The organism is Prevotella sp. khp7, from assembly GCF_900109055.1.
Taxonomy (GTDB): domain Bacteria; phylum Bacteroidota; class Bacteroidia; order Bacteroidales; family Bacteroidaceae; genus Prevotella.
The window spans coordinates 456,092-473,324 of sequence record NZ_FOIV01000004.1 but is presented as its reverse complement, the minus strand read 5'-3'; the positions used below and the strand labels follow the sequence as shown (position 1 = coordinate 473,324).

Genomic DNA, 17,233 nt, shown 5'->3' with positions numbered 1-17,233 from the left:
ATGGTCCAGATGGAAACAAGAAATTTAAGAAAGACAAGACAGGGTGTCGTTATCAGCAACAAGATGGATAAAACCATTGTTATTGCCGCTAAGTTCAAGGAGAAGCACCCTATTTATGGTAAGTTTGTCCAGAAGACAAAGAAGTATCACGCACACGACGAGAAGAACGAGTGCAATGTAGGTGATACCGTGCTCATTATGGAAACCCGTCCTCTGTCAAAGACAAAGAGATGGAGATTAGTTAACATTGTAGAAAAAGCTAAGTAATTATGATACAGACAGAATCAAGACTTACAGTAGCTGACAACAGCGGTGCACGTGAAGCTCTTTGCATCCGTGTATTGGGTGGTACAAAGCGCCGTTATGCCAGCGTAGGTGATATCATCGTCGTCTCTATCAAGAACGCGATCCCTACAAGTGATGTAAAGAAGGGTGCAGTATCAAAGGCTTTGGTTGTTCGCACTAAGAAGGAAATCCGTCGTGCTGATGGCTCATACATCCGTTTCGACGATAACGCCTGCGTACTGCTGAACAATGCTGGTGAGCTCCGTGGCAGCCGTATCTTCGGCCCTGTTGCCCGTGAACTCCGTGCCGTGAATATGAAGGTCGTTTCTTTGGCACCTGAGGTACTTTAATATTTAAATTGATACAAGAAATGGCAAAGTTCAATATTAAGAAAAACGATACAGTCATCGTCCTGGCCGGTGAGGATAAGGGCAAGACTGGTAAGGTGCTGAAGATTATGGCCGACAAGCAGCGCGCCCTTGTTGAAGGTGTTAACATGGTCAACAAGAGTGCAAAGCCTAGCGCCAAGAATCCTCAGGGAGGTTTCGTGAAGATGGAGTCTCCTATTCACATCTCAAATATTAGTTTGATTGATCCGAAGAGTGGCAAGGCTACCCGTGTTGCTATCAAGCGCGAGGGCAAGAAGGTCACCCGTATCGCTAAAAAATCAGGGGAGGAGATTAAGTAATGGCAAATACAGCACAGTTAAAGTCAGAGTACAAGGAGAAGATCGCTCCTGCTCTGCAGAAGCAGTTCAACTACACTTCAACGATGCAGATTCCTGCCCTGAAGAAGATTGTTGTTAACCAGGGATTGGGCGACGCAACTCAGGATAAGAAGATCATCGACGTAGCTATCAACGAAATCAGCGCCATCTGTGGTCAGAAGGCAGTTGCTACATATTCTAAGAAGGATATCGCCAACTTCAAACTTCGTAAGAAGATGCCTATCGGCGTGATGGTGACTCTCCGTCGTGAGCGCATGTATGAGTTCCTTGAGAAACTCGTTCGTATTGCTCTTCCCCGTATCCGTGACTTCAAGGGTATCGAGAGCAAGTTCGATGGCCGTGGTAACTACACACTGGGTATCCAGGAGCAGATTATCTTCCCGGAGATTAATATCGATTCAGTAGACCGTATTCAGGGTATGAACATCACTTTCGTAACATCAGCTCAGACCGATGAGGAAGGTTATGCTCTGCTGAAGGCATTCGGTCTTCCATTCAAGAACGCTAAAAACGATTAAGAGATATGGCAAAAGAATCAATGAAAGCCCGCGAGGTAAAGCGCGCCAAGCTCGTTGCTCGTTACGCTGAAAAGCGTGCAGCTCTGAAGAAGGTAATTGCTACAAGCGAGGATCCTGCTGAGGCTTATGAGGCAGCTCGCAAGTTGCAGAGCATTCCCAAGAATGCAAACCCCATCCGTCTGCACAACCGTTGCAAGATCACGGGACGTCCAAAGGGATATATGCGCCAGTTTGGTCTTTCTCGTATCCAGTTCCGTGAGATGGCATCAAGCGGTCTGATTCCTGGGGTAAAGAAGGCTAGTTGGTAAACAACAAGAAAGAAACAGAGATTATTAATATTGTCGGGGTAGTCCCGATTAATTAAAATTTTATTTTATGACAGATCCAATAGCAGATTATCTGACACGACTCAGAAACGCAATCATGGCACATCACCGTGTCGTTGAGGTTCCTGCGTCAAACTTGAAGAAAGAGATCACAAAGATCCTCTTCGAGAAGGGTTACATCCTGAACTACAAGTTCATTGAGGATGGTCCTCAGGGTACTATCAAGGTAGCTTTGAAGTATGACCCTGCAACTCGTGAAAACGCCATTAAGTGCCTGAAGAGAGTATCCACACCGGGTCTCCGCAAGTACACTGGCTACAAAGAGATGCCGAGAGTTATTAACGGACTTGGAATCGCAATTCTTTCCACGTCTAAAGGTGTAATGACAGACAAAGAGGCCGCTGCCCAGAAAATCGGTGGTGAGGTTCTTTGCTACGTATATTAATTGGAGGATAGAATATGTCAAGAATAGGAAAATTGCCAATTAGTATCCCTGCAGGCGTTTCAGTTGCTCAGGACAAGGACGGTATCGTTACCGTAAAGGGTCCTAAGGGAGAGCTTTCACAGAAGGTAGATTCATCTATCAAGGTGAAGATTGAAGATGGCCACGTGACATTCGAGATCGATGAGAACAGCCCTGTCAACATTAAGCAGAAGCAGGCTTTCCATGGTCTGTATCGTGCGCTTGTCAACAACATGGTTGTAGGTGTTAGCGAAGGCTATAAGAAGGAAATGGAACTCGTAGGTGTTGGTTACCGTGTATCTAATCAGGGTAACATCATTGAGTTCGCTCTTGGTTATACACACCCCATCTTCATCCAGCTTCCTAAGGAGGTTAAGGTTGAGACAAAGATGGAGCGTAACCAGAATCCTCAGATTATCCTCGAGTCATGTGACAAAGCACTGCTCGGTCTGATTTGTGCTAAAATTCGTTCTTTCCGTATGCCTGAGCCTTACAAAGGAAAGGGTATTTTGTTCAAGGGTGAGGTTATCCGTCGTAAGTCGGGTAAGTCAGCATCAGCTAAGTAACTTTAATTGATTTGACGATTATGACAACGAAGAAAGTAGAAAGACGAATTAAGATCAAATATAGAATTCGTAAGAACGTGTTCGGCACAGCCGAGCGTCCTCGTCTGAGTGTATTCCGCAGCAACAAGCAGATCTATGCTCAGGTTATCAATGATTTGGAAGGTAAAACACTCGCATCTGCATCATCACTGGGTCTCGAGACTATGCCTAAGATCCAGCAGGCTGAGAAGGTTGGTGAGCTGGTAGCCCAGAAGGCTCAGGAGGCTGGCGTTACTGCCGTAGTCTTCGACCGTAACGGTTATCTCTATCACGGCCGTGTAAAGTCACTTGCAGACGCAGCACGTAAAGGTGGACTTAAATTCTAAACGATTATGGCAATGAAGAATGTTAAAGTAAATAGTGACGTAGAGTTGAAAGACAGATTGGTTGCCATCAACCGTGTTACCAAGGTAACAAAGGGTGGTCGTACCTTTACATTCGCAGCTATTGTTGTTGTCGGTGACGGCAATGGCATTATCGGCTGGGGTCTTGGTAAAGCTGGTGAAGTAACAGCAGCTATTGCTAAGGGTGTTGAGGCTGCCAAGAAGAATCTTGTTAAGGTTCCCGTTCTCAAGGGTACTATTCCTCATGAGATGGAAGCCCGCTTCGGTGGTGCACAGGTATTCCTGAAGCCGGCCGCTGCCGGTACCGGTCTTGTGGCTGGTGGTGCTATGCGCGCCGTACTGGAGAGTGTTGGTGTAAAGGATGTGCTTGCAAAGTCAAAGGGTTCATCAAACCCTCACAATCTGGTAAAGGCTACTATCGCAGCTCTGAGCCTGATGCGTGATGCCTACACTGTTGCAGGTACCCGTGGAATCAGTATGGATAAAGTATTTAGAGGATAAAGGAGAAATTGACTATGGCAACAATTAAGGTTAAGCAGATTAAGAGTAAGATCGGTTATCCGGTAGACCAGAAGCGTACGCTCGAGGCTCTCGGCCTGCGTAAAATCTCCCAGGTTGTTGAGGTAGAGGATACTCCTTCAATCCGTGGAATGATTCGCAAGGTTCACCACTTAGTGACCGTTATTGACTAATAACAACATTTAAAAAGTAGATTCGATTATGAAACTGAATAATTTAAAGCCAGCTGAGGGCTCAACTCACTCACGTCGTCGTATCGGTCGCGGACCAGGTTCTGGTCTGGGTGGTACTTCTACCCGTGGTCACAAGGGTGCCAAGGCTCGTTCTGGTTATAAGAGAAAGATTGGTTTCGAAGGTGGTCAGATGCCTCTCCAGCGCCGTGTTCCGAAGGCTGGTTTCAAGAACATCAACCACAAGGAATACTTTGCTGTTAACCTCTCTACACTTCAGAAGCTTGCTGAGGAGAAAAACCTCACTAAGATCGGAGTGGCAGAGTTGATCGCTGCAGGTCTTACCAATGGCAAGGAACTGATCAAGGTTCTTGGTACTGGTGAACTGAAGGCAAAGGTTGACGTAGAGGCCAATGCTTTTTCAAAGACTGCCGAGGAAGCTATCAAGGCAGTAGGTGGTAACGCAACAAAAATCTAAAACTGTATATGAAGAAGTTAATAGAGACACTGAAGAACATTTGGAAGATTGAGGATCTGCGTCAGCGCATCCTGATTACTCTCCTGTTTGTAGCGATTTATCGTTTTGGCTCGTTTGTGGTACTCCCCGGTATCAATCCAGCCATGTTGAGCCAATTGCAGTCTCAGACTGCTGGCGGTCTGATGTCGTTGCTTGACATGTTCTCCGGTGGTGCATTCTCCAACGCATCTATCTTTGCGCTTGGAATCATGCCATACATCTCTGCTTCTATCGTAATGCAGCTTCTCGCTGTCGCTGTTCCTTACGTGCAGAAAATGCAGCGTGAGGGCGAGAGCGGCCGTAAGAAAATCAGTATGTATACCCGTTGGCTGACAGTAGCAATCCTACTGTTTCAGGCACCGGGTTACCTGATGAACCTCAAGATGACTTCTGGAGCAGCCCTGGCAACAGGTATCTCTTGGTCTGTCTTTATGGTTCCCGCTGTTATCATTCTTTCTGCAGGAAGTATGTTCATCCTGTGGTTGGGTGAGCGCATTACGGATAAAGGTATAGGAAATGGTATCTCACTGATCATTATGATTGGTATCATTGCCCGCCTGCCTCAGGCTTTCATTCAGGAAGTGAGCTCGCGTTTTACTGCCATCACTGGTGGCGGATTGGTGATGTTCCTCGTTGAGATTATCATTCTCTATGCAGTTGTTTGCGCATCTATTGTTCTGGTACAGGGTGTCCGCAAGGTTCCCGTACAGTATGCAAAGCGCCTCGTAGGTAATAAGCAGGTTGGTGGTGCACGTCAGTACATCCCTCTGAAGCTGTTCGCTGCTAACGTAATGCCAATCATCTTTGCTCAGGCTCTGATGTTTATTCCGTTGAGCATCGCCCAGTGGATGAACCCGGAAAGCACTTCACCGTTCATGCAGGCCATTCGTACGATGATGGATCATCATTCGCTGGCTTACAACGTTGTATTTGCTGTTCTGATTATCGCATTTACCTATTTCTACACAGCAATCACTCTGAATCCAACTCAGATGGCAGAGGATATGAAGCGTAACAATGGTTTCATTCCTGGTGTTAAGCCTGGTAAGGAAACTGCAGAGTATATCGACACTGTGATGTCTCGCATCACCCTGCCCGGTTCTCTGTTTATTGCTTTCATCGCTATCATGCCTGCTTTTGCAAGTTTGCTGAATGTACAGGATGCATTCTCTCAGTTCTTTGGTGGTACATCTCTGCTGATTCTTGTCGGTGTCGTGCTTGATACACTTGCACAGATCGAGAGTCATCTGCTGATGCGTCACTATGATGGTCTGCTCAGTTCTGGCCGTATCCACGGTCGCGGAATGGCTGCATACTAATCTTCTTCTATGAAGATATTTCTGAAGACTGAGGATGAAATAGAGCTGATGCGTCAGGCGAACCAACTCGTTGGTCGTACGCTTGGCGAATTAGCAAAACATATAAAGCCTGGAGTAACGACCCTCCAGTTGGATAAAATTGCGGATGAGTTCATTAGAGATAATGGAGCTATACCGACATTTAAGGGTTTCCCCAATCCATATGGAGGGCCGTTTCCTGCCAGCATCTGCACGTCAGTTAATGACGTAGTCGTTCACGGTGTGCCTAATGCAGAAACAATTCTGAAAGATGGCGATATCATCTCTGTTGACTGCGGAACATTACTGAATGGCTTCAATGGAGACTCTTGTTATACGTTTTGCGTGGGCGAGGTCTCAGAAGAGGTCAAGAAGTTGCTGAAAACCACTAAGGAAGCGCTTTACCTAGGTATTGAAAATGCCGTAGCAGGAAGGCATCTTGGTGATATCAGTAGTGCGGTGCAGGAGCATTGTGAGGCACAGAAGTATGGAGTCGTGCGTGAGTTGACCGGTCATGGTATTGGTCGTGACATGCATGAGGATCCGCAGGTACCAAACTATGGCAGGAGAGGAAATGGCGTGATGTTGAAAGCCGGTATGTGCATTGCTATCGAACCCATGATTACGATGGGTGATCGTGCCATCTGGCTGGATAAGGATCGTTGGACTATCCGCACCCGAGACGGTAAACCCGCTGCTCATTTCGAGCATACGATAGCTGTTCGTAAGGGTAAGGCTGAGATTTTATCTTCATTCGATGAAGTTCAAAAATTAGAAGGAAATATATATTAGATTTATGGCAAAGCAATCCGCTATTGAGCAAGACGGAACAATCGTAGAGTCGTTATCGAATGCGATGTTCCGAGTAGAACTTGAAAATGGAGTCCAGATAATTGCGCATATCTCTGGAAAGATGAGAATGCACTATATCAAGATACTTCCTGGCGATAAGGTTAAGGTCGAAATGAGTCCGTATGACCTGACAAAGGGACGAATTGTATTTAGATACAAATAAACAATAGGAACAAATATGAAAACAAGAGCATCATTGAAGAAGCGTACCCCAGACTGCAAAATTGTACGTCGTAAGGGCCGCCTGTTCGTTATCAACAAGAAGAACCCTAAGTATAAAATGCGTCAGGGTTAATGTTAAATAAGCATAAAATGTGCGGAGGTTTGAGAAAATCTTCGTACCTTTGCATGCTTTTTAGCAGAATTTCGAAATTTAAAGTTTATTATTTTATCTTTTTATTTAACAAATGGCAATAAGAATTGTTGGAGTAGATTTGCCCCAGAATAAGCGTGGCGAAATCGCATTGACCTATATCTATGGTATTGGTCGAAGTAGTTCAGCAAAGATATTGGATAAGGCAGGTGTCAGCCGTGACCTGAAGGTCAACGAGTGGACTGACGACCAGGCAGCCAAAATCCGTGAAATCATCGGTGCTGAATTCAAAGTAGAAGGTGATCTTCGTAGTGAGATCCAGTTGAATATTAAGCGACTGATGGATATTGGTTGCTATCGTGGAGTCCGTCATCGTAATGGTCTTCCTGTTCGCGGTCAGAGCACAAAGAATAATGCTCGTACTCGTAAGGGAAAGAAGAAGACTGTTGCTAACAAGAAGAAGGCTACGAAGTAATTCTAAGTTGAACGATTAAAGAATTTAAGAATTATGGCAAAGAAAACAGTCACTTCAAAGAAAAGAAACGTGAGAGTTAACGCTATTGGCCAGCTCCACGTACACAGTTCTTTCAATAATATTATTGTGTCTTTGGCTAACGATGAGGGTCAGATTATCTCTTGGTCATCAGCAGGTAAGATGGGCTTCCGTGGTTCAAAGAAGAACACTCCTTATGCTGCTCAGATGGCAGCCGAGGATTGCGCTAAGGTTGCTTACGATCTGGGTCTGCGCAAGGTGAAGGCTTATGTAAAGGGTCCTGGTAACGGACGTGAGTCTGCTATCCGTGCTATCCATGGTGCTGGTATTGAGGTAATGGAGATTATCGACGTTACACCACTGCCACATAATGGTTGTCGTCCTCCAAAGCGTCGTCGTGTATAGTCTTTGAGGCTATTCAATATTTACAGAAAATTATTTTTTAGAATTATGGCAAGATATTTAGGACCGAAATCAAAAATTGCACGCCGTTTTGGTGAACCCATTTTCGGCGCAGACAAAGTTTTGTCCCGCAGGAACTTCCCCCCGGGACAGCATGGCAACAACCGTCGTCGTAAGATGTCGGAGTATGCAGTCATGCTGGCAGAGAAGCAGAAGGCCAAGTACACTTATGGAGTACTTGAGCGCCAGTTCCGTAATTTGTTTGAGAAGGCTGCTAAGGCTGAGGGTATTACCGGTGAGGTGCTCCTTCAGTTGCTGGAGAGCCGACTCGACAATGTAGTGTTCCGTCTTGGTATTGCTCCTACTCGTGCAGCTGCTCGTCAGCTCGTAGGCCACAAGCATATCACTGTTGACGGCCAGGTTGTTAATATCCCTTCCTATAGTGTGAAGCCCGGTCAGGTTATCGCTGTTCGTGAGAAGTCAAAGTCTCTCGAGGTTATTGAGGCAGCCCTTGCTGGTTTCAACCATAGTAAGTATCCCTGGATCGAGTGGGATGAGAATTCAAAGAGCGGTAAGTTCCTGCACAAGCCCGAGCGCACCGACATCCCCGAGAACATTAAGGAACAGTTAATCGTTGAGTTGTACTCTAAGAACTAAAATCATTTAAATTAATGGCGATATTAGCATTTCAAAAACCTGATAAAGTCGTAATGTTGGAGGCCAACGACAAGTTCGGCAAGTTCGAATTTCGTCCTTTGGAGCCTGGTTTCGGTGTGACCATCGGTAACGCCCTTCGCCGCATTCTTCTTTCATCACTTGAGGGCTATGCCATCAACACCATTCGCATTGCTGGTGTTGAGCACGAGTTCTCATCTGTACCTGGTGTAAAGGAAGACGTGACCAACATTATCTTGAACCTGAAGCAAGTTAGGTTCAAGCAAGTAGTAGAAGAATTCGAGAACGAGAAAGTCAGTATCACGGTCGAGAATTCTACCGAATTCAAAGCCGCAGACATAGGCAAGTATCTGACTGGATTTGAGGTGCTGAATCCCGATTTGGTGATTTGTCATTTAGATTCCAAGGCATCGATGCAGATTGATCTTACAATTAACAAAGGTCGCGGATATGTACCCGCTGATGAGAATCGCGAGTTCTGCACTGATGTAAATGTAATAGCAATCGATTCTATTTACACTCCGATTCGTAATGTAAAATATGCTGTAGAGCCTTATCGTGTTGAGCAGAAGACCGACTACGACAAGCTCGTGCTGGAAGTTACGACGGACGGTTCCATTCACCCGAAGGATGCCCTGAAGGAGGCTGCAAAGATTCTGATTTATCACTTCATGCTGTTCTCTGACGAGAAGATTACACTCGAGAATACCGAGTCAGAGGGCAATCAGGAGTTTGATGAGGAGATTCTGCACATGCGCCAATTGCTTAAGACACGTCTCGTTGACATGAACCTCTCGGTTCGTGCCCTCAACTGCCTCAAGGCTGCTGATGTTGAGACGCTTGGCGATCTGGTACAGTACAACAAGACAGACCTTCTTAAGTTCCGTAACTTCGGTAAGAAATCGCTCACCGAGCTTGATGATTTGCTCGAGAGTCTGAATCTTTCGTTTGGAACTGACATTTCAAAGTATAAACTGGACAAGGAGTAACTGTAGGTTTGGCCTATAAGACTCAGCGCCCAATAAAAAGAAAAGAAAAAAATGAGACATAGTAAGAAATTCAACCATCTCGGTCGTACTGCATCTCATCGTAGTGCCATGCTTGCAAACATGGCTATCTCGCTGATCATGCACAAAAGAATCACTACGACCGTTGCAAAGGCTAAGGCCTTGAAGAAGTATGTAGAGCCCCTGGTTACTAAGGCAAAGGAAGACTCTACCAACTCTCGTCGTGTAGTATTCAGCTACCTGCAGAACAAAGAAGCTATCAAGGAACTCTTCGGAGAGGTAGCTCAGAAGGTAGGAGACCGTCCTGGTGGATACACTCGTATCATCAAGCTCGGTACTCGTCAGGGTGATGCTGCACAGGTTTGCTTCATCGAGCTCGTAGACTTTGATCCCGAAATGGCCAAGGAGACCAAGAAGAAGACTACCCGTCGTTCTCGTAAGGCTGCTCCTAAGGCTGAGGCTGCTCCTGCAGAAGCACCCGTTGCTGAGGAGGCAAAGGCAGAGGCTCCTGCTGAAACTCCCGCAGAAGAGGCAAAGGCTGAATAAATCAAAATCTCTTTTATATGAAGGTCCCGTATCGAAAAGATGCGGGACTTTTTTGTTTATTATTCGTATAAAATTGCCTTGTAGGGGTTCCCCTATGCAATTTTCGGGATTTCCCCTTGTTGGTATCTTATACATTTCTTATCTTTGCAGCGTTGAACAATAATAGGTCTGCTTATGAAAAAGATGTTAGTTTTATCGGTTGGCGCACTACTGTTGTTAAGCAGCTGTGGTAGCTATACGGCTGCTGGTACTTATACCGGTGCGTCGTTTGGCTCTATTATCGGTTCTGCTATAGGAGGAATCGCTGGTGGCCCGCGTGGTAGTGATGTCGGTACTCTGATTGGTATGGCTGGTGGTGCTATGGTCGGAGCGGCTGTTGGTGCTGCTGCCGACAACGCAGAACAGAAAAAGTACGAGGACTACCGTCGGCAGCGTATGGAGCGTATAGAGTCGCAGCGAGATCGAGACACCTATTATGGAGGTGGTGAGGCTGATGACCGTCTTTATGGCTTTGGAGAAGACTTTACTCCGTCTACTGCTCCCGTCAATCGCGTCGTTGAGCCGTGTCTTGAGATTCGTAATCCCCGAATTGTGGATGCCACCCGTGACCATGTATTAAGCCGTGGCGAAGATGCTAGAATTGTATTCGAAGTGTTTAATACTTCAGCAAAACCTGTATTCCGTGTGTTGCCTTCAGTAAAGGAAGTTACGGGTAATAGACATATCCATATCTCAGAGAATGTCCTGATAGAGAGTATTATGCCTGGTAGAGGCATCCGATATTCGGCTATTATAAGGACTGATGATCGTTTACGTGACGGTGAGGCCGTCATCCGTGTAAGTGTTTTCCAGGATAACAGGGAACTGCGTTCTCAGGCTCGTGAGTTCCGTATAATAACAAGTAAGCGATAGAATCATTCTATCGCTTACTATCTTTTTCTTTGGCTGTTTCTTTCTTCATCTGTTCCCGTAGAATCACCCATACAGGCTTTTCCAACGGCCCGCTGTTAGTTCCCATCTCCAGTTCTGGCTGTTCGAAGATGTCTTCAGGTTTGAAAGGGATAATAGCAGAACTGTAGTGTTCGACAATGACAGGGGCGATACCTTGGGCAACGATTCCAAGTTCTTGAGCAGCTTTAACCGAGAGATCGATGATTCGTCCTTTTACGTAAGGTCCTCTGTCGGTTACGCGTACAATCACATGCTTGTTGTTTTCCGGATTAGTCACTTTTAGCAACGTACCGAAAGGGTAGGTACGATGTGCACAGGTCAGACTGTCATGGTGCAGCCGTTCGCCGCTGGCGGTCTTCCTGCCTGTGAACTTCTTGGGATAAAACGAAGCCTTACCGCTCTGACTTTGAGCCAAAGCGGTAAAGCTTATTAGCAATGTGAGTGTCGTTAAGACTATCTTGTTCTTAAATAACATTCATTAGTTTCTGCTCACTGGACAACAGGGGAGGCTTTGTACGAAGCCTTATCAGCATCGTAGATAGACCCTGGCTTGCGCCGAGCTTCTACACAATGCCCTGAGCCAGCATTGCCTTTGCTACTTTCATGAAGCCGGCAACATTAGCACCCTTTACGTAGTTGATGTATCCACTAGGTTCCTTACCGTACTTCACACACTGTTCGTGGATGCCTGACATGATCTGATGCAGACGCTTGTCAACTTCCTCTGCTGTCCAAGCCATACGCATCGAGTTCTGTGTCATTTCCAAGCCAGAGGTTGCCACACCGCCGGCATTTACGGCCTTGCCCGGAGCAAAGAGCTGACCTGCAGCGATGAACTTGTTTACAGCCTCTGCCGTACAACCCATGTTAGACACTTCAGCTACGCACAGTGGCTTGTTAGCCAGAATCTTGTCGGCATCTTCGCCATTGAGCTCGTTCTGTGTGGCACATGGCAGATAAATGTCGGCTTTCTGCTCCCAAGGCTTCTTGCCGGCGAAGAACTTTGAGCCAGGGAACTCCTCCTCATAGGGCTGACATACGTCGTTGCCACTGGCACGGAGCTCCAGCATGTATTCAATCTTTTCGGCATCAAGACCTTCGGGGTCGTAGATGTAACCGTCTGGACCAGAGATGGTGATAACCTTTGCCCCCAGTTCGGTAGCCTTCTTAGCAGCACCCCAAGCCACGTTGCCGAAGCCCGAGAGAGCCACTGTCTTACCCTTGATATCCATGCCATGAGTCTCCATCATGTGGTGTACGAAATAGAGGGCGCCGTATCCTGTTGCCTCTGGGCGCAGTATGCTGCCGCCCCATTCCATGCCTTTACCTGTCAGGGTGGCACCATGGAACTGGCTTGTCAGTTTCTTATAATAGCCGAACAGGTAGCCGATTTCACGTGCGCCTACACCTATATCACCAGCGGGCACGTCCATATCAGGCCCGATAACCTTATACAGTTCACACATGAAGGCCTGACAGAACTTCATCACCTCATTGTCGCTCTTACCGCGGATGCTGAAGTCAGAACCGCCCTTACCGCCGCCCATCGGCAGTGTTGTCAGAGCGTTCTTGAACGTCTGTTCAAAGCCGAGGAATTTCAGAATGCTCAGGTTTACTGACGGGTGAAAGCGCAGACCACCTTTATAAGGACCGATAGCGCTATTAAACTGTACGCGATAACCGATGTTTACCTGTACCTCTCCTTTGTCATCGACCCAGGGCACTCGGAATGTCGTGATGCGCTCAGGCTCCACAATGCGTTCTATAATCTTGGCCTTTTCAAACTCTGGATGCTGGTTGTATACATCTTTAATAGATTCCAGCACTTCCCTAACGGCCTGTAGGTACTCCAATTCGCCTGGATGTTTCTGCTCCAAGGCTTGCATAATCTTCTCTACTTCCATCATAATTCTAAATTAGAATATTTGTTTTAAGTTGTCAATATGTTACTTATGATGGTGCAAATGTAGAAAAAATATCGGTACCATCCAAGGAAAGTACCGAATATTTTTGCTGTAGAGTTACAATTTGTTAAATCTGGGCTAATGCCTGCTTGATGTCGTCGAGGATATCCTCAACGTCTTCTATACCTACAGAGAGACGGATCAGGTCGGGGGCAACACCAGCCTCAAGAAGCTGCTCGTCGCTGAGTTGGCGATGGGTGTGCGAAGCAGGGTGGAGCACACAGGTACGGGCATCGGCCACGTGGGTCACAATGTTGATCATCTTTAGAGAGTCCATCCACTTGATGGCAGTCTCACGGGTGCCTTTCAGCCCGAAAGCAATCACGCCACATGAGCCGTTGGGCAGGTACTTCTGTCCCAGAGCGTAGTTCTTGTCGCTGGGCAGTCCGCAATAGTGAACCCAAGCCACCTTTTCGTTGTCGTTCAGGAACTCGGCCACTTTCTGCGCGTTCTTACAGTGCTGGGCCATACGCAGATGAAGTGTCTGCAAACCCAAGTTCAGCAAGAAGGAGTTCTGTGGAGCGGGGATGCTGCCGAGGTCGCGCATCAGCTGAGCTACGAGCTTAGTCATATAGCCCATCTTGCCAAAGGCCTTCACGTAGGTCAGTCCGTGATATGACTCATCGGGTGTGCACAATCCGGGGAACTTCTCGGCATTGGCGAGCCAGTCGAAGTTACCGCTGTCTACCACGCAACCGCCAACCTGAGTTGCCAGACCATCCATATACTTGGTAGTAGAGTGGGTCACGATATCGGCACCCCATTCAAACGGGCGGCAGTTCACGGGGGTGGCGAATGTATTATCCACAATCAGGGGCACACCGTTCTTGTGGGCGATACGGGCAAACTTCTCAATGTCGAGTACGGCGCAGCCTGGGTTCGAGATGGTCTCGCCAAACAATGCTTTCGTGTTCGGACGGAAGGCTGCTTGGATCTCCTCTTCGCTGGCATCCTGAGAGACGAATGTGCAATCAATGCCAAGCTTCTTCAGTGTTACACCGAACAGGTTATAGGTTCCACCATATATCTCATTGGAGGTCACGAAGTGGTCGCCAGCCTGACAGATGTTGAAGATCGCATAGAAGTTGGCTGCCTGACCTGACGATGTAAGCATAGCACCCACACCACCTTCGAGTGTAGCAATCTTGGCAGCTACAGCGTCGTTGGTCGGATTCTGTAAGCGGGTGTAGAAATATCCCTCTTTCTCGAGGTCAAATAACTTTGCCATCTCGTCAGAGTCATCGTATTTGAATGTCGTACTCTGGATGATAGGCAATTCTATTGGTTCTCCGTTTTTGGCCTTATAGCCAGCTTGTACGCATAGCGTACCTTGTTTCAATTTCTTAGCCATGTTGATGTTTGATTTACATTTTGCCGGCAAAAGTACGAAAAAACTGGCAGAAAGCATCAATTAATAGGATTATTTTGTGTTTTTGTCCCGATAATTCATCCCATAAGCAAAAGAAGTAATAAAGTATGCAGCATTTATTCATAATCTGAGCATTGGCGGCAACATGTCCTTTGTGTGTAAGGAGATAATCTCCTTAAGTACAAAACAACTTGTTTTGTACTCGTTAAGATGGTCTTTTACACTCATGGAGACTATCTCTTACGGAACAAAACAAGTTGTTTTGTAGTTTAAAGTCTGTTTCTCTCGTCGTTACCAGCACCTGTTCCTTTGTACTTCGAGTTGCTGACATTGAAGTTATAGCTAAGGGTCAGGCCTACGCTCTGTGTATAGGTATAGACGTCCTGAGCCGTCTGGCCGATGGCATAGTAGGTTATTGTCTTGTGCTTGGCCGTGCGGAAGATGTCGTTGGCATAAAGCGTGGTCGACAGCTGTCCCTTCAAGAAGGTCTTTTGCAGTCGGGCATTCACTATGAAGTTACTGCCGCGATACATGAATCCCCAGTGGTTACTGCCTGAATAGCTCGCCTGTACCAGAGCCTTCGCCGTTGGATTGATCTCGAACCAGTTGCTCAGGTTGAAACTGAATTCCGGCTTGTTCAGTTTCTTGGGTGCGCCGTACTTCTCGGCGTCGAACATCTGCTGATAGTAGTGTAGTGTGGCCTGTGGCTGCCAGAAGCCGAATTTGGGCGAAGCGACGAGCGTGGCATAGACACGATCCTGGTGGTCGAAGTTGTCTGGCATAAAGATGGCGATCTCGTTCTCCTCGTCATAGATATTGCCAACGTGAGTAAAGAAGTCTTTCTCACGGGTAAAGCCCGTTGTGAAGTTCAGCCACGAATAGGTGAGACTGAAGTCGATGCTTTGGCGAACAGAAGGACGTAATAGCGGGTTACCGCCTTCGTAGAACATACGACTGTCGTATATGACCATAGAAGTCAACATGTTGTATGGTGGACGGGTGATGCGCTTACTGTAACTCAGTTGTGCACCCCACTTGTCCTTCTGCCACGCAGCAGAAAGGTTAGGGAACCAGTCGTTGTAAGTGCGACTGGGCTCTTCCTGCCTGATTCCGAATGAGGTGTATTCTGCTGATACATGCTCATATCTCAGGCCGGCATTCAGATGCCAATGGCCCAGCTGCAAATCGTATTCTGCAAATCCGGCAATATTATTTTCCTTCATCTCTGTGTCCGACTCTGGTATGATATTCTCCTGATTGTAGTTATGCCCCTGACTTTTTGTACTTGTTGCCTCCGAACCGCCACTCAGTTCACCTTTCCAGACTGGATAGGTCAGCACCAGTTTACCTGCCGCCATCCGACGGTCCTCATTGGTCAGAGTGGTGATGGTGCGGTTGCCGTATTGTTCGCTCGTCTCCAGTTGGTTGTTATTATTCTCCGATTCTTGTCGCAACACGGTGGCGTTCAGGTCAATGCCAAGTTTGCCGGCCTTACCTATATAGTAGCTGTTCAGTTCCCATACGGGTCGGTTCTTTTCGCGGATATCCGTTGTCAGACGTACGTCGCCATCAAAGGCTCCGTTCTTCAGATAGTGCTGCTTCATATCAGACTTGAAGGCTCCATAAAAGAGCTTTTGCGACGAGAAACTCAGTCCGATGGAATGGTCTGCGTTGAAATCGTAGCTCAGGCCACCCTTGTACTGAAGTTCAGTCCAGGAGCTCCTTACTGGCAAATCTGCATGGGCATTAAACAGGTCATTAGTAATATGCAATTCCTGATCGTCATCCTGGTCGTTGCTGTAGTGCCCGTTTTCGAGTGCTACGGTAGCAAAAGTCTCCAGTCCGCCAGTACGGTATTTCAAGTTCAGGTCATCGTAATTGTTCCACTTGTTGTTCTTCCACGTCTGAGTGGTCGCCATCAGACTGAATCCGTCGCCTTGGGACTTCAGCGTCTTGATGCGGATCACTGCATTCACCTCGGCGTTATATCTGGCACCAGGGGCCGTAATCACATCTACGCTCTTAATTTCGACAGACTTCAGTTGTTTCAGTTCGCTGGGGTCGCGCACCTTTTTGTTATTGATGTATATCTCAGGCTCGCCCTTCGCCAATACCTCGAACTTCCCGTCTTTGCCTTGCACCATCGGTATCATCGAGAGCAGGTCGTCGGCTGTGCCTATATCATGGAGGATAGAGTGCTGCACATCTACCGTCATACCTCCCTGAGCCAACTTGTACTGAGGTATCTCACCTTTCACCTCTACGCCTTTCACCATATAGGTCTCTGGCTGGAGGGTAATACTGCCGATGTTACCCACACCAACGTTTCGTATTACCGTCTTATAGCCTATGTACGATACCTTCAGGGTTATCTTCTGGGCCTTGCAGGGGATTACGAAATCGCCATTCTCATTGCTCACACCGCCATTTATGTATGTGGAATTTTTGTTGTTCGTATGTGTTTTAGAAGCGCTGTGCAATGAGATATTGGCGAATTCGATAGGTTTGCCGCTCTCGTCGATTACACGTCCGATGACTTTTGTATCCTCTTTCTGGGTACATTCAATGAAGATGCGGTCATCTTCGTAGGTTACCTTCATCGGATAGAATCCTATCACCTCACGGATGGCCTCCTTGATGGGCAGGTTGGTGAAGTGGCTGGTTACAGTGAAGTCTTCCAGTTCGTCGTAGATGAAGTAAATCGTTTTCTCGCTGGTCGTGGCGTTCAAGTCTTCGAGAACCTTCGAAAGCGGCTCGTTCAGATAGCTGCGGCTAACCCTTTGTGCCTGGGTGTACAGCGTCAGAACACAGAGTAATGCTGTGAATATATATTTTTTCATAATGTGTTGG

Annotated in this window: 25 protein-coding genes; 21 read left to right on the top strand and 4 right to left on the bottom strand. The window is 47.0% G+C overall.

The window, feature by feature from the left end:
- The 21 genes from rpsQ (at position 1) to BMX82_RS12230 (ending at position 11,011) form a co-directional block, all read left to right on the top strand.
- On the top strand, positions 1-267 hold the full coding sequence (gene rpsQ / locus BMX82_RS12330) for a 30S ribosomal protein S17 (RefSeq protein WP_036909872.1): 267 nt from the start codon (positions 1-3) through the stop codon (positions 265-267).
- 2 nt (positions 268-269) lie between these two features.
- A complete protein-coding gene (gene rplN / locus BMX82_RS12325) occupies positions 270-635 on the top strand; it encodes a 50S ribosomal protein L14 (RefSeq protein WP_013065032.1) in 366 nt (121 codons plus the stop codon).
- A gap of 20 nt (positions 636-655) precedes the next feature.
- Entirely contained in the window at positions 656-973 is a 318-nt protein-coding gene (gene rplX / locus BMX82_RS12320) for a 50S ribosomal protein L24 (protein ID WP_091769389.1), read from the top strand.
- Positions 973-1,530, top strand: coding sequence for a 50S ribosomal protein L5 (gene rplE / locus BMX82_RS12315; protein WP_036909869.1), 558 nt, complete (start codon positions 973-975; stop codon positions 1,528-1,530). The genes rplX and rplE overlap by 1 nt, the downstream gene beginning before the upstream one ends.
- Before the next feature lie 5 nt (positions 1,531-1,535).
- Positions 1,536-1,838: a 30S ribosomal protein S14 gene (rpsN, locus tag BMX82_RS12310; RefSeq protein WP_036909868.1), complete on the top strand. Its 303-nt coding sequence runs from the start codon at positions 1,536-1,538 to the stop codon at positions 1,836-1,838.
- Positions 1,839-1,905: 67 nt separating this feature from the next.
- Positions 1,906-2,301 carry a 30S ribosomal protein S8 gene (gene rpsH / locus BMX82_RS12305; RefSeq protein WP_036909866.1) on the top strand — a complete coding sequence of 132 codons (396 nt, stop codon included), beginning with the start codon at positions 1,906-1,908 and terminating at the stop codon, positions 2,299-2,301.
- Between the two features lie 14 nt (positions 2,302-2,315).
- Positions 2,316-2,885: a 50S ribosomal protein L6 gene (gene rplF, locus BMX82_RS12300; RefSeq protein ID WP_036909864.1), complete on the top strand. Its 570-nt coding sequence runs from the start codon at positions 2,316-2,318 to the stop codon at positions 2,883-2,885.
- A 20-nt stretch (positions 2,886-2,905) separates the two neighbouring features.
- Positions 2,906-3,250 carry a 50S ribosomal protein L18 gene (gene rplR, locus BMX82_RS12295; protein WP_036909862.1) on the top strand — a complete coding sequence of 115 codons (345 nt, stop codon included), beginning with the start codon at positions 2,906-2,908 and terminating at the stop codon, positions 3,248-3,250.
- A gap of 6 nt (positions 3,251-3,256) precedes the next feature.
- Entirely contained in the window at positions 3,257-3,769 is a 513-nt protein-coding gene (rpsE, locus tag BMX82_RS12290; protein ID WP_036909861.1) for a 30S ribosomal protein S5, read from the top strand.
- Between the two features lie 14 nt (positions 3,770-3,783).
- Positions 3,784-3,960 carry a 50S ribosomal protein L30 gene (gene rpmD / locus BMX82_RS12285; protein WP_036909860.1) on the top strand — a complete coding sequence of 59 codons (177 nt, stop codon included), beginning with the start codon at positions 3,784-3,786 and terminating at the stop codon, positions 3,958-3,960.
- A gap of 28 nt (positions 3,961-3,988) precedes the next feature.
- The gene (gene rplO / locus BMX82_RS12280; protein ID WP_036909859.1) at positions 3,989-4,435 is read left to right on the top strand and encodes a 50S ribosomal protein L15; all 447 of its coding nucleotides are present in this window, start codon (positions 3,989-3,991) and stop codon (positions 4,433-4,435) included.
- Positions 4,436-4,443: 8 nt separating this feature from the next.
- The gene (gene secY, locus BMX82_RS12275; RefSeq protein WP_036909857.1) at positions 4,444-5,793 is read left to right on the top strand and encodes a preprotein translocase subunit SecY; all 1,350 of its coding nucleotides are present in this window, start codon (positions 4,444-4,446) and stop codon (positions 5,791-5,793) included.
- A gap of 9 nt (positions 5,794-5,802) precedes the next feature.
- Positions 5,803-6,603 (top strand): type I methionyl aminopeptidase, encoded by an 801-nt coding sequence (map, locus tag BMX82_RS12270; protein WP_036909856.1) that lies wholly within the window; start codon positions 5,803-5,805, stop codon positions 6,601-6,603.
- A 4-nt stretch (positions 6,604-6,607) separates the two neighbouring features.
- Complete coding sequence (infA, locus tag BMX82_RS12265) at positions 6,608-6,826, top strand: translation initiation factor IF-1 (RefSeq protein ID WP_004341775.1); 219 nt, start codon at positions 6,608-6,610, stop codon at positions 6,824-6,826.
- Positions 6,827-6,841: 15 nt separating this feature from the next.
- Complete coding sequence (gene rpmJ, locus BMX82_RS12260) at positions 6,842-6,958, top strand: 50S ribosomal protein L36 (RefSeq protein WP_009160995.1); 117 nt, start codon at positions 6,842-6,844, stop codon at positions 6,956-6,958.
- Positions 6,959-7,070: 112 nt separating this feature from the next.
- Positions 7,071-7,451 carry a 30S ribosomal protein S13 gene (gene rpsM / locus BMX82_RS12255; protein ID WP_013065210.1) on the top strand — a complete coding sequence of 127 codons (381 nt, stop codon included), beginning with the start codon at positions 7,071-7,073 and terminating at the stop codon, positions 7,449-7,451.
- A 33-nt stretch (positions 7,452-7,484) separates the two neighbouring features.
- Positions 7,485-7,874 (top strand): 30S ribosomal protein S11, encoded by a 390-nt coding sequence (rpsK, locus tag BMX82_RS12250; RefSeq protein WP_013063216.1) that lies wholly within the window; start codon positions 7,485-7,487, stop codon positions 7,872-7,874.
- A 45-nt stretch (positions 7,875-7,919) separates the two neighbouring features.
- Positions 7,920-8,528 carry a 30S ribosomal protein S4 gene (rpsD, locus tag BMX82_RS12245; RefSeq protein WP_036909854.1) on the top strand — a complete coding sequence of 203 codons (609 nt, stop codon included), beginning with the start codon at positions 7,920-7,922 and terminating at the stop codon, positions 8,526-8,528.
- A 14-nt stretch (positions 8,529-8,542) separates the two neighbouring features.
- Entirely contained in the window at positions 8,543-9,535 is a 993-nt protein-coding gene (locus BMX82_RS12240; RefSeq protein WP_036909853.1) for a DNA-directed RNA polymerase subunit alpha, read from the top strand.
- Positions 9,536-9,586: 51 nt separating this feature from the next.
- Positions 9,587-10,099, top strand: coding sequence for a 50S ribosomal protein L17 (gene rplQ, locus BMX82_RS12235; protein WP_036909851.1), 513 nt, complete (start codon positions 9,587-9,589; stop codon positions 10,097-10,099).
- Positions 10,100-10,273: 174 nt separating this feature from the next.
- Positions 10,274-11,011, top strand: a complete 738-nt coding sequence (locus tag BMX82_RS12230) for a hypothetical protein (protein ID WP_091769386.1) — start codon at positions 10,274-10,276, stop codon at positions 11,009-11,011.
- Between the two features lie 7 nt (positions 11,012-11,018).
- Here BMX82_RS12230 and BMX82_RS12225 read toward each other — a convergent pair whose 3' ends face one another.
- The 4 genes from BMX82_RS12225 to BMX82_RS12210 form a co-directional block, all read right to left on the bottom strand.
- Positions 11,019-11,525 (bottom strand): septal ring lytic transglycosylase RlpA family protein, encoded by a 507-nt coding sequence (locus BMX82_RS12225; protein WP_036909848.1) that lies wholly within the window; start codon positions 11,523-11,525, stop codon positions 11,019-11,021.
- Between the two features lie 88 nt (positions 11,526-11,613).
- Positions 11,614-12,954: an NADP-specific glutamate dehydrogenase gene (gene gdhA / locus BMX82_RS12220; protein WP_036910144.1), complete on the bottom strand. Its 1,341-nt coding sequence runs from the start codon at positions 12,952-12,954 to the stop codon at positions 11,614-11,616.
- A gap of 127 nt (positions 12,955-13,081) precedes the next feature.
- Positions 13,082-14,365, bottom strand: a complete 1,284-nt coding sequence (locus BMX82_RS12215; RefSeq protein ID WP_036909847.1) for an O-acetylhomoserine aminocarboxypropyltransferase/cysteine synthase family protein — start codon at positions 14,363-14,365, stop codon at positions 13,082-13,084.
- A 287-nt stretch (positions 14,366-14,652) separates the two neighbouring features.
- Positions 14,653-17,223 carry an outer membrane beta-barrel family protein gene (locus tag BMX82_RS12210; protein WP_091769383.1) on the bottom strand — a complete coding sequence of 857 codons (2,571 nt, stop codon included), beginning with the start codon at positions 17,221-17,223 and terminating at the stop codon, positions 14,653-14,655.
- Between the last annotated feature and the right edge of the window lie 10 nt (positions 17,224-17,233).

What these genes read in the sequence shown, in the direction of transcription:
- rpsQ (WP_036909872.1), top strand. Translation starts at nt 1, where the DNA reads ATGGTCCAGATGGAAACAAGAAATTTAAGAAAGACAAGACAGGGTGTC.
- BMX82_RS12215 (WP_036909847.1), bottom strand. Translation starts at nt 14,365, where the DNA reads ATGGCTAAGAAATTGAAACAAGGTACGCTATGCGTACAAGCTGGCTAT.
- rplF (WP_036909864.1), top strand. Translation starts at nt 2,316, where the DNA reads ATGTCAAGAATAGGAAAATTGCCAATTAGTATCCCTGCAGGCGTTTCA.
- rplX (WP_091769389.1), top strand. Translation starts at nt 656, where the DNA reads ATGGCAAAGTTCAATATTAAGAAAAACGATACAGTCATCGTCCTGGCC.
- BMX82_RS12225 (WP_036909848.1), bottom strand. Translation starts at nt 11,525, where the DNA reads ATGTTATTTAAGAACAAGATAGTCTTAACGACACTCACATTGCTAATA.
- BMX82_RS12240 (WP_036909853.1), top strand. Translation starts at nt 8,543, where the DNA reads ATGGCGATATTAGCATTTCAAAAACCTGATAAAGTCGTAATGTTGGAG.
- rpsD (WP_036909854.1), top strand. Translation starts at nt 7,920, where the DNA reads ATGGCAAGATATTTAGGACCGAAATCAAAAATTGCACGCCGTTTTGGT.
- gdhA (WP_036910144.1), bottom strand. Translation starts at nt 12,954, where the DNA reads ATGGAAGTAGAGAAGATTATGCAAGCCTTGGAGCAGAAACATCCAGGC.
- rplQ (WP_036909851.1), top strand. Translation starts at nt 9,587, where the DNA reads ATGAGACATAGTAAGAAATTCAACCATCTCGGTCGTACTGCATCTCAT.
- rpsM (WP_013065210.1), top strand. Translation starts at nt 7,071, where the DNA reads ATGGCAATAAGAATTGTTGGAGTAGATTTGCCCCAGAATAAGCGTGGC.
- infA (WP_004341775.1), top strand. Translation starts at nt 6,608, where the DNA reads ATGGCAAAGCAATCCGCTATTGAGCAAGACGGAACAATCGTAGAGTCG.
- secY (WP_036909857.1), top strand. Translation starts at nt 4,444, where the DNA reads ATGAAGAAGTTAATAGAGACACTGAAGAACATTTGGAAGATTGAGGAT.
- rplR (WP_036909862.1), top strand. Translation starts at nt 2,906, where the DNA reads ATGACAACGAAGAAAGTAGAAAGACGAATTAAGATCAAATATAGAATT.
- rplN (WP_013065032.1), top strand. Translation starts at nt 270, where the DNA reads ATGATACAGACAGAATCAAGACTTACAGTAGCTGACAACAGCGGTGCA.
- BMX82_RS12230 (WP_091769386.1), top strand. Translation starts at nt 10,274, where the DNA reads ATGAAAAAGATGTTAGTTTTATCGGTTGGCGCACTACTGTTGTTAAGC.
- rplO (WP_036909859.1), top strand. Translation starts at nt 3,989, where the DNA reads ATGAAACTGAATAATTTAAAGCCAGCTGAGGGCTCAACTCACTCACGT.
- map (WP_036909856.1), top strand. Translation starts at nt 5,803, where the DNA reads ATGAAGATATTTCTGAAGACTGAGGATGAAATAGAGCTGATGCGTCAG.
- rpmD (WP_036909860.1), top strand. Translation starts at nt 3,784, where the DNA reads ATGGCAACAATTAAGGTTAAGCAGATTAAGAGTAAGATCGGTTATCCG.
- rplE (WP_036909869.1), top strand. Translation starts at nt 973, where the DNA reads ATGGCAAATACAGCACAGTTAAAGTCAGAGTACAAGGAGAAGATCGCT.
- rpsH (WP_036909866.1), top strand. Translation starts at nt 1,906, where the DNA reads ATGACAGATCCAATAGCAGATTATCTGACACGACTCAGAAACGCAATC.
- rpmJ (WP_009160995.1), top strand. Translation starts at nt 6,842, where the DNA reads ATGAAAACAAGAGCATCATTGAAGAAGCGTACCCCAGACTGCAAAATT.
- rpsN (WP_036909868.1), top strand. Translation starts at nt 1,536, where the DNA reads ATGGCAAAAGAATCAATGAAAGCCCGCGAGGTAAAGCGCGCCAAGCTC.
- rpsK (WP_013063216.1), top strand. Translation starts at nt 7,485, where the DNA reads ATGGCAAAGAAAACAGTCACTTCAAAGAAAAGAAACGTGAGAGTTAAC.
- BMX82_RS12210 (WP_091769383.1), bottom strand. Translation starts at nt 17,223, where the DNA reads ATGAAAAAATATATATTCACAGCATTACTCTGTGTTCTGACGCTGTAC.
- rpsE (WP_036909861.1), top strand. Translation starts at nt 3,257, where the DNA reads ATGGCAATGAAGAATGTTAAAGTAAATAGTGACGTAGAGTTGAAAGAC.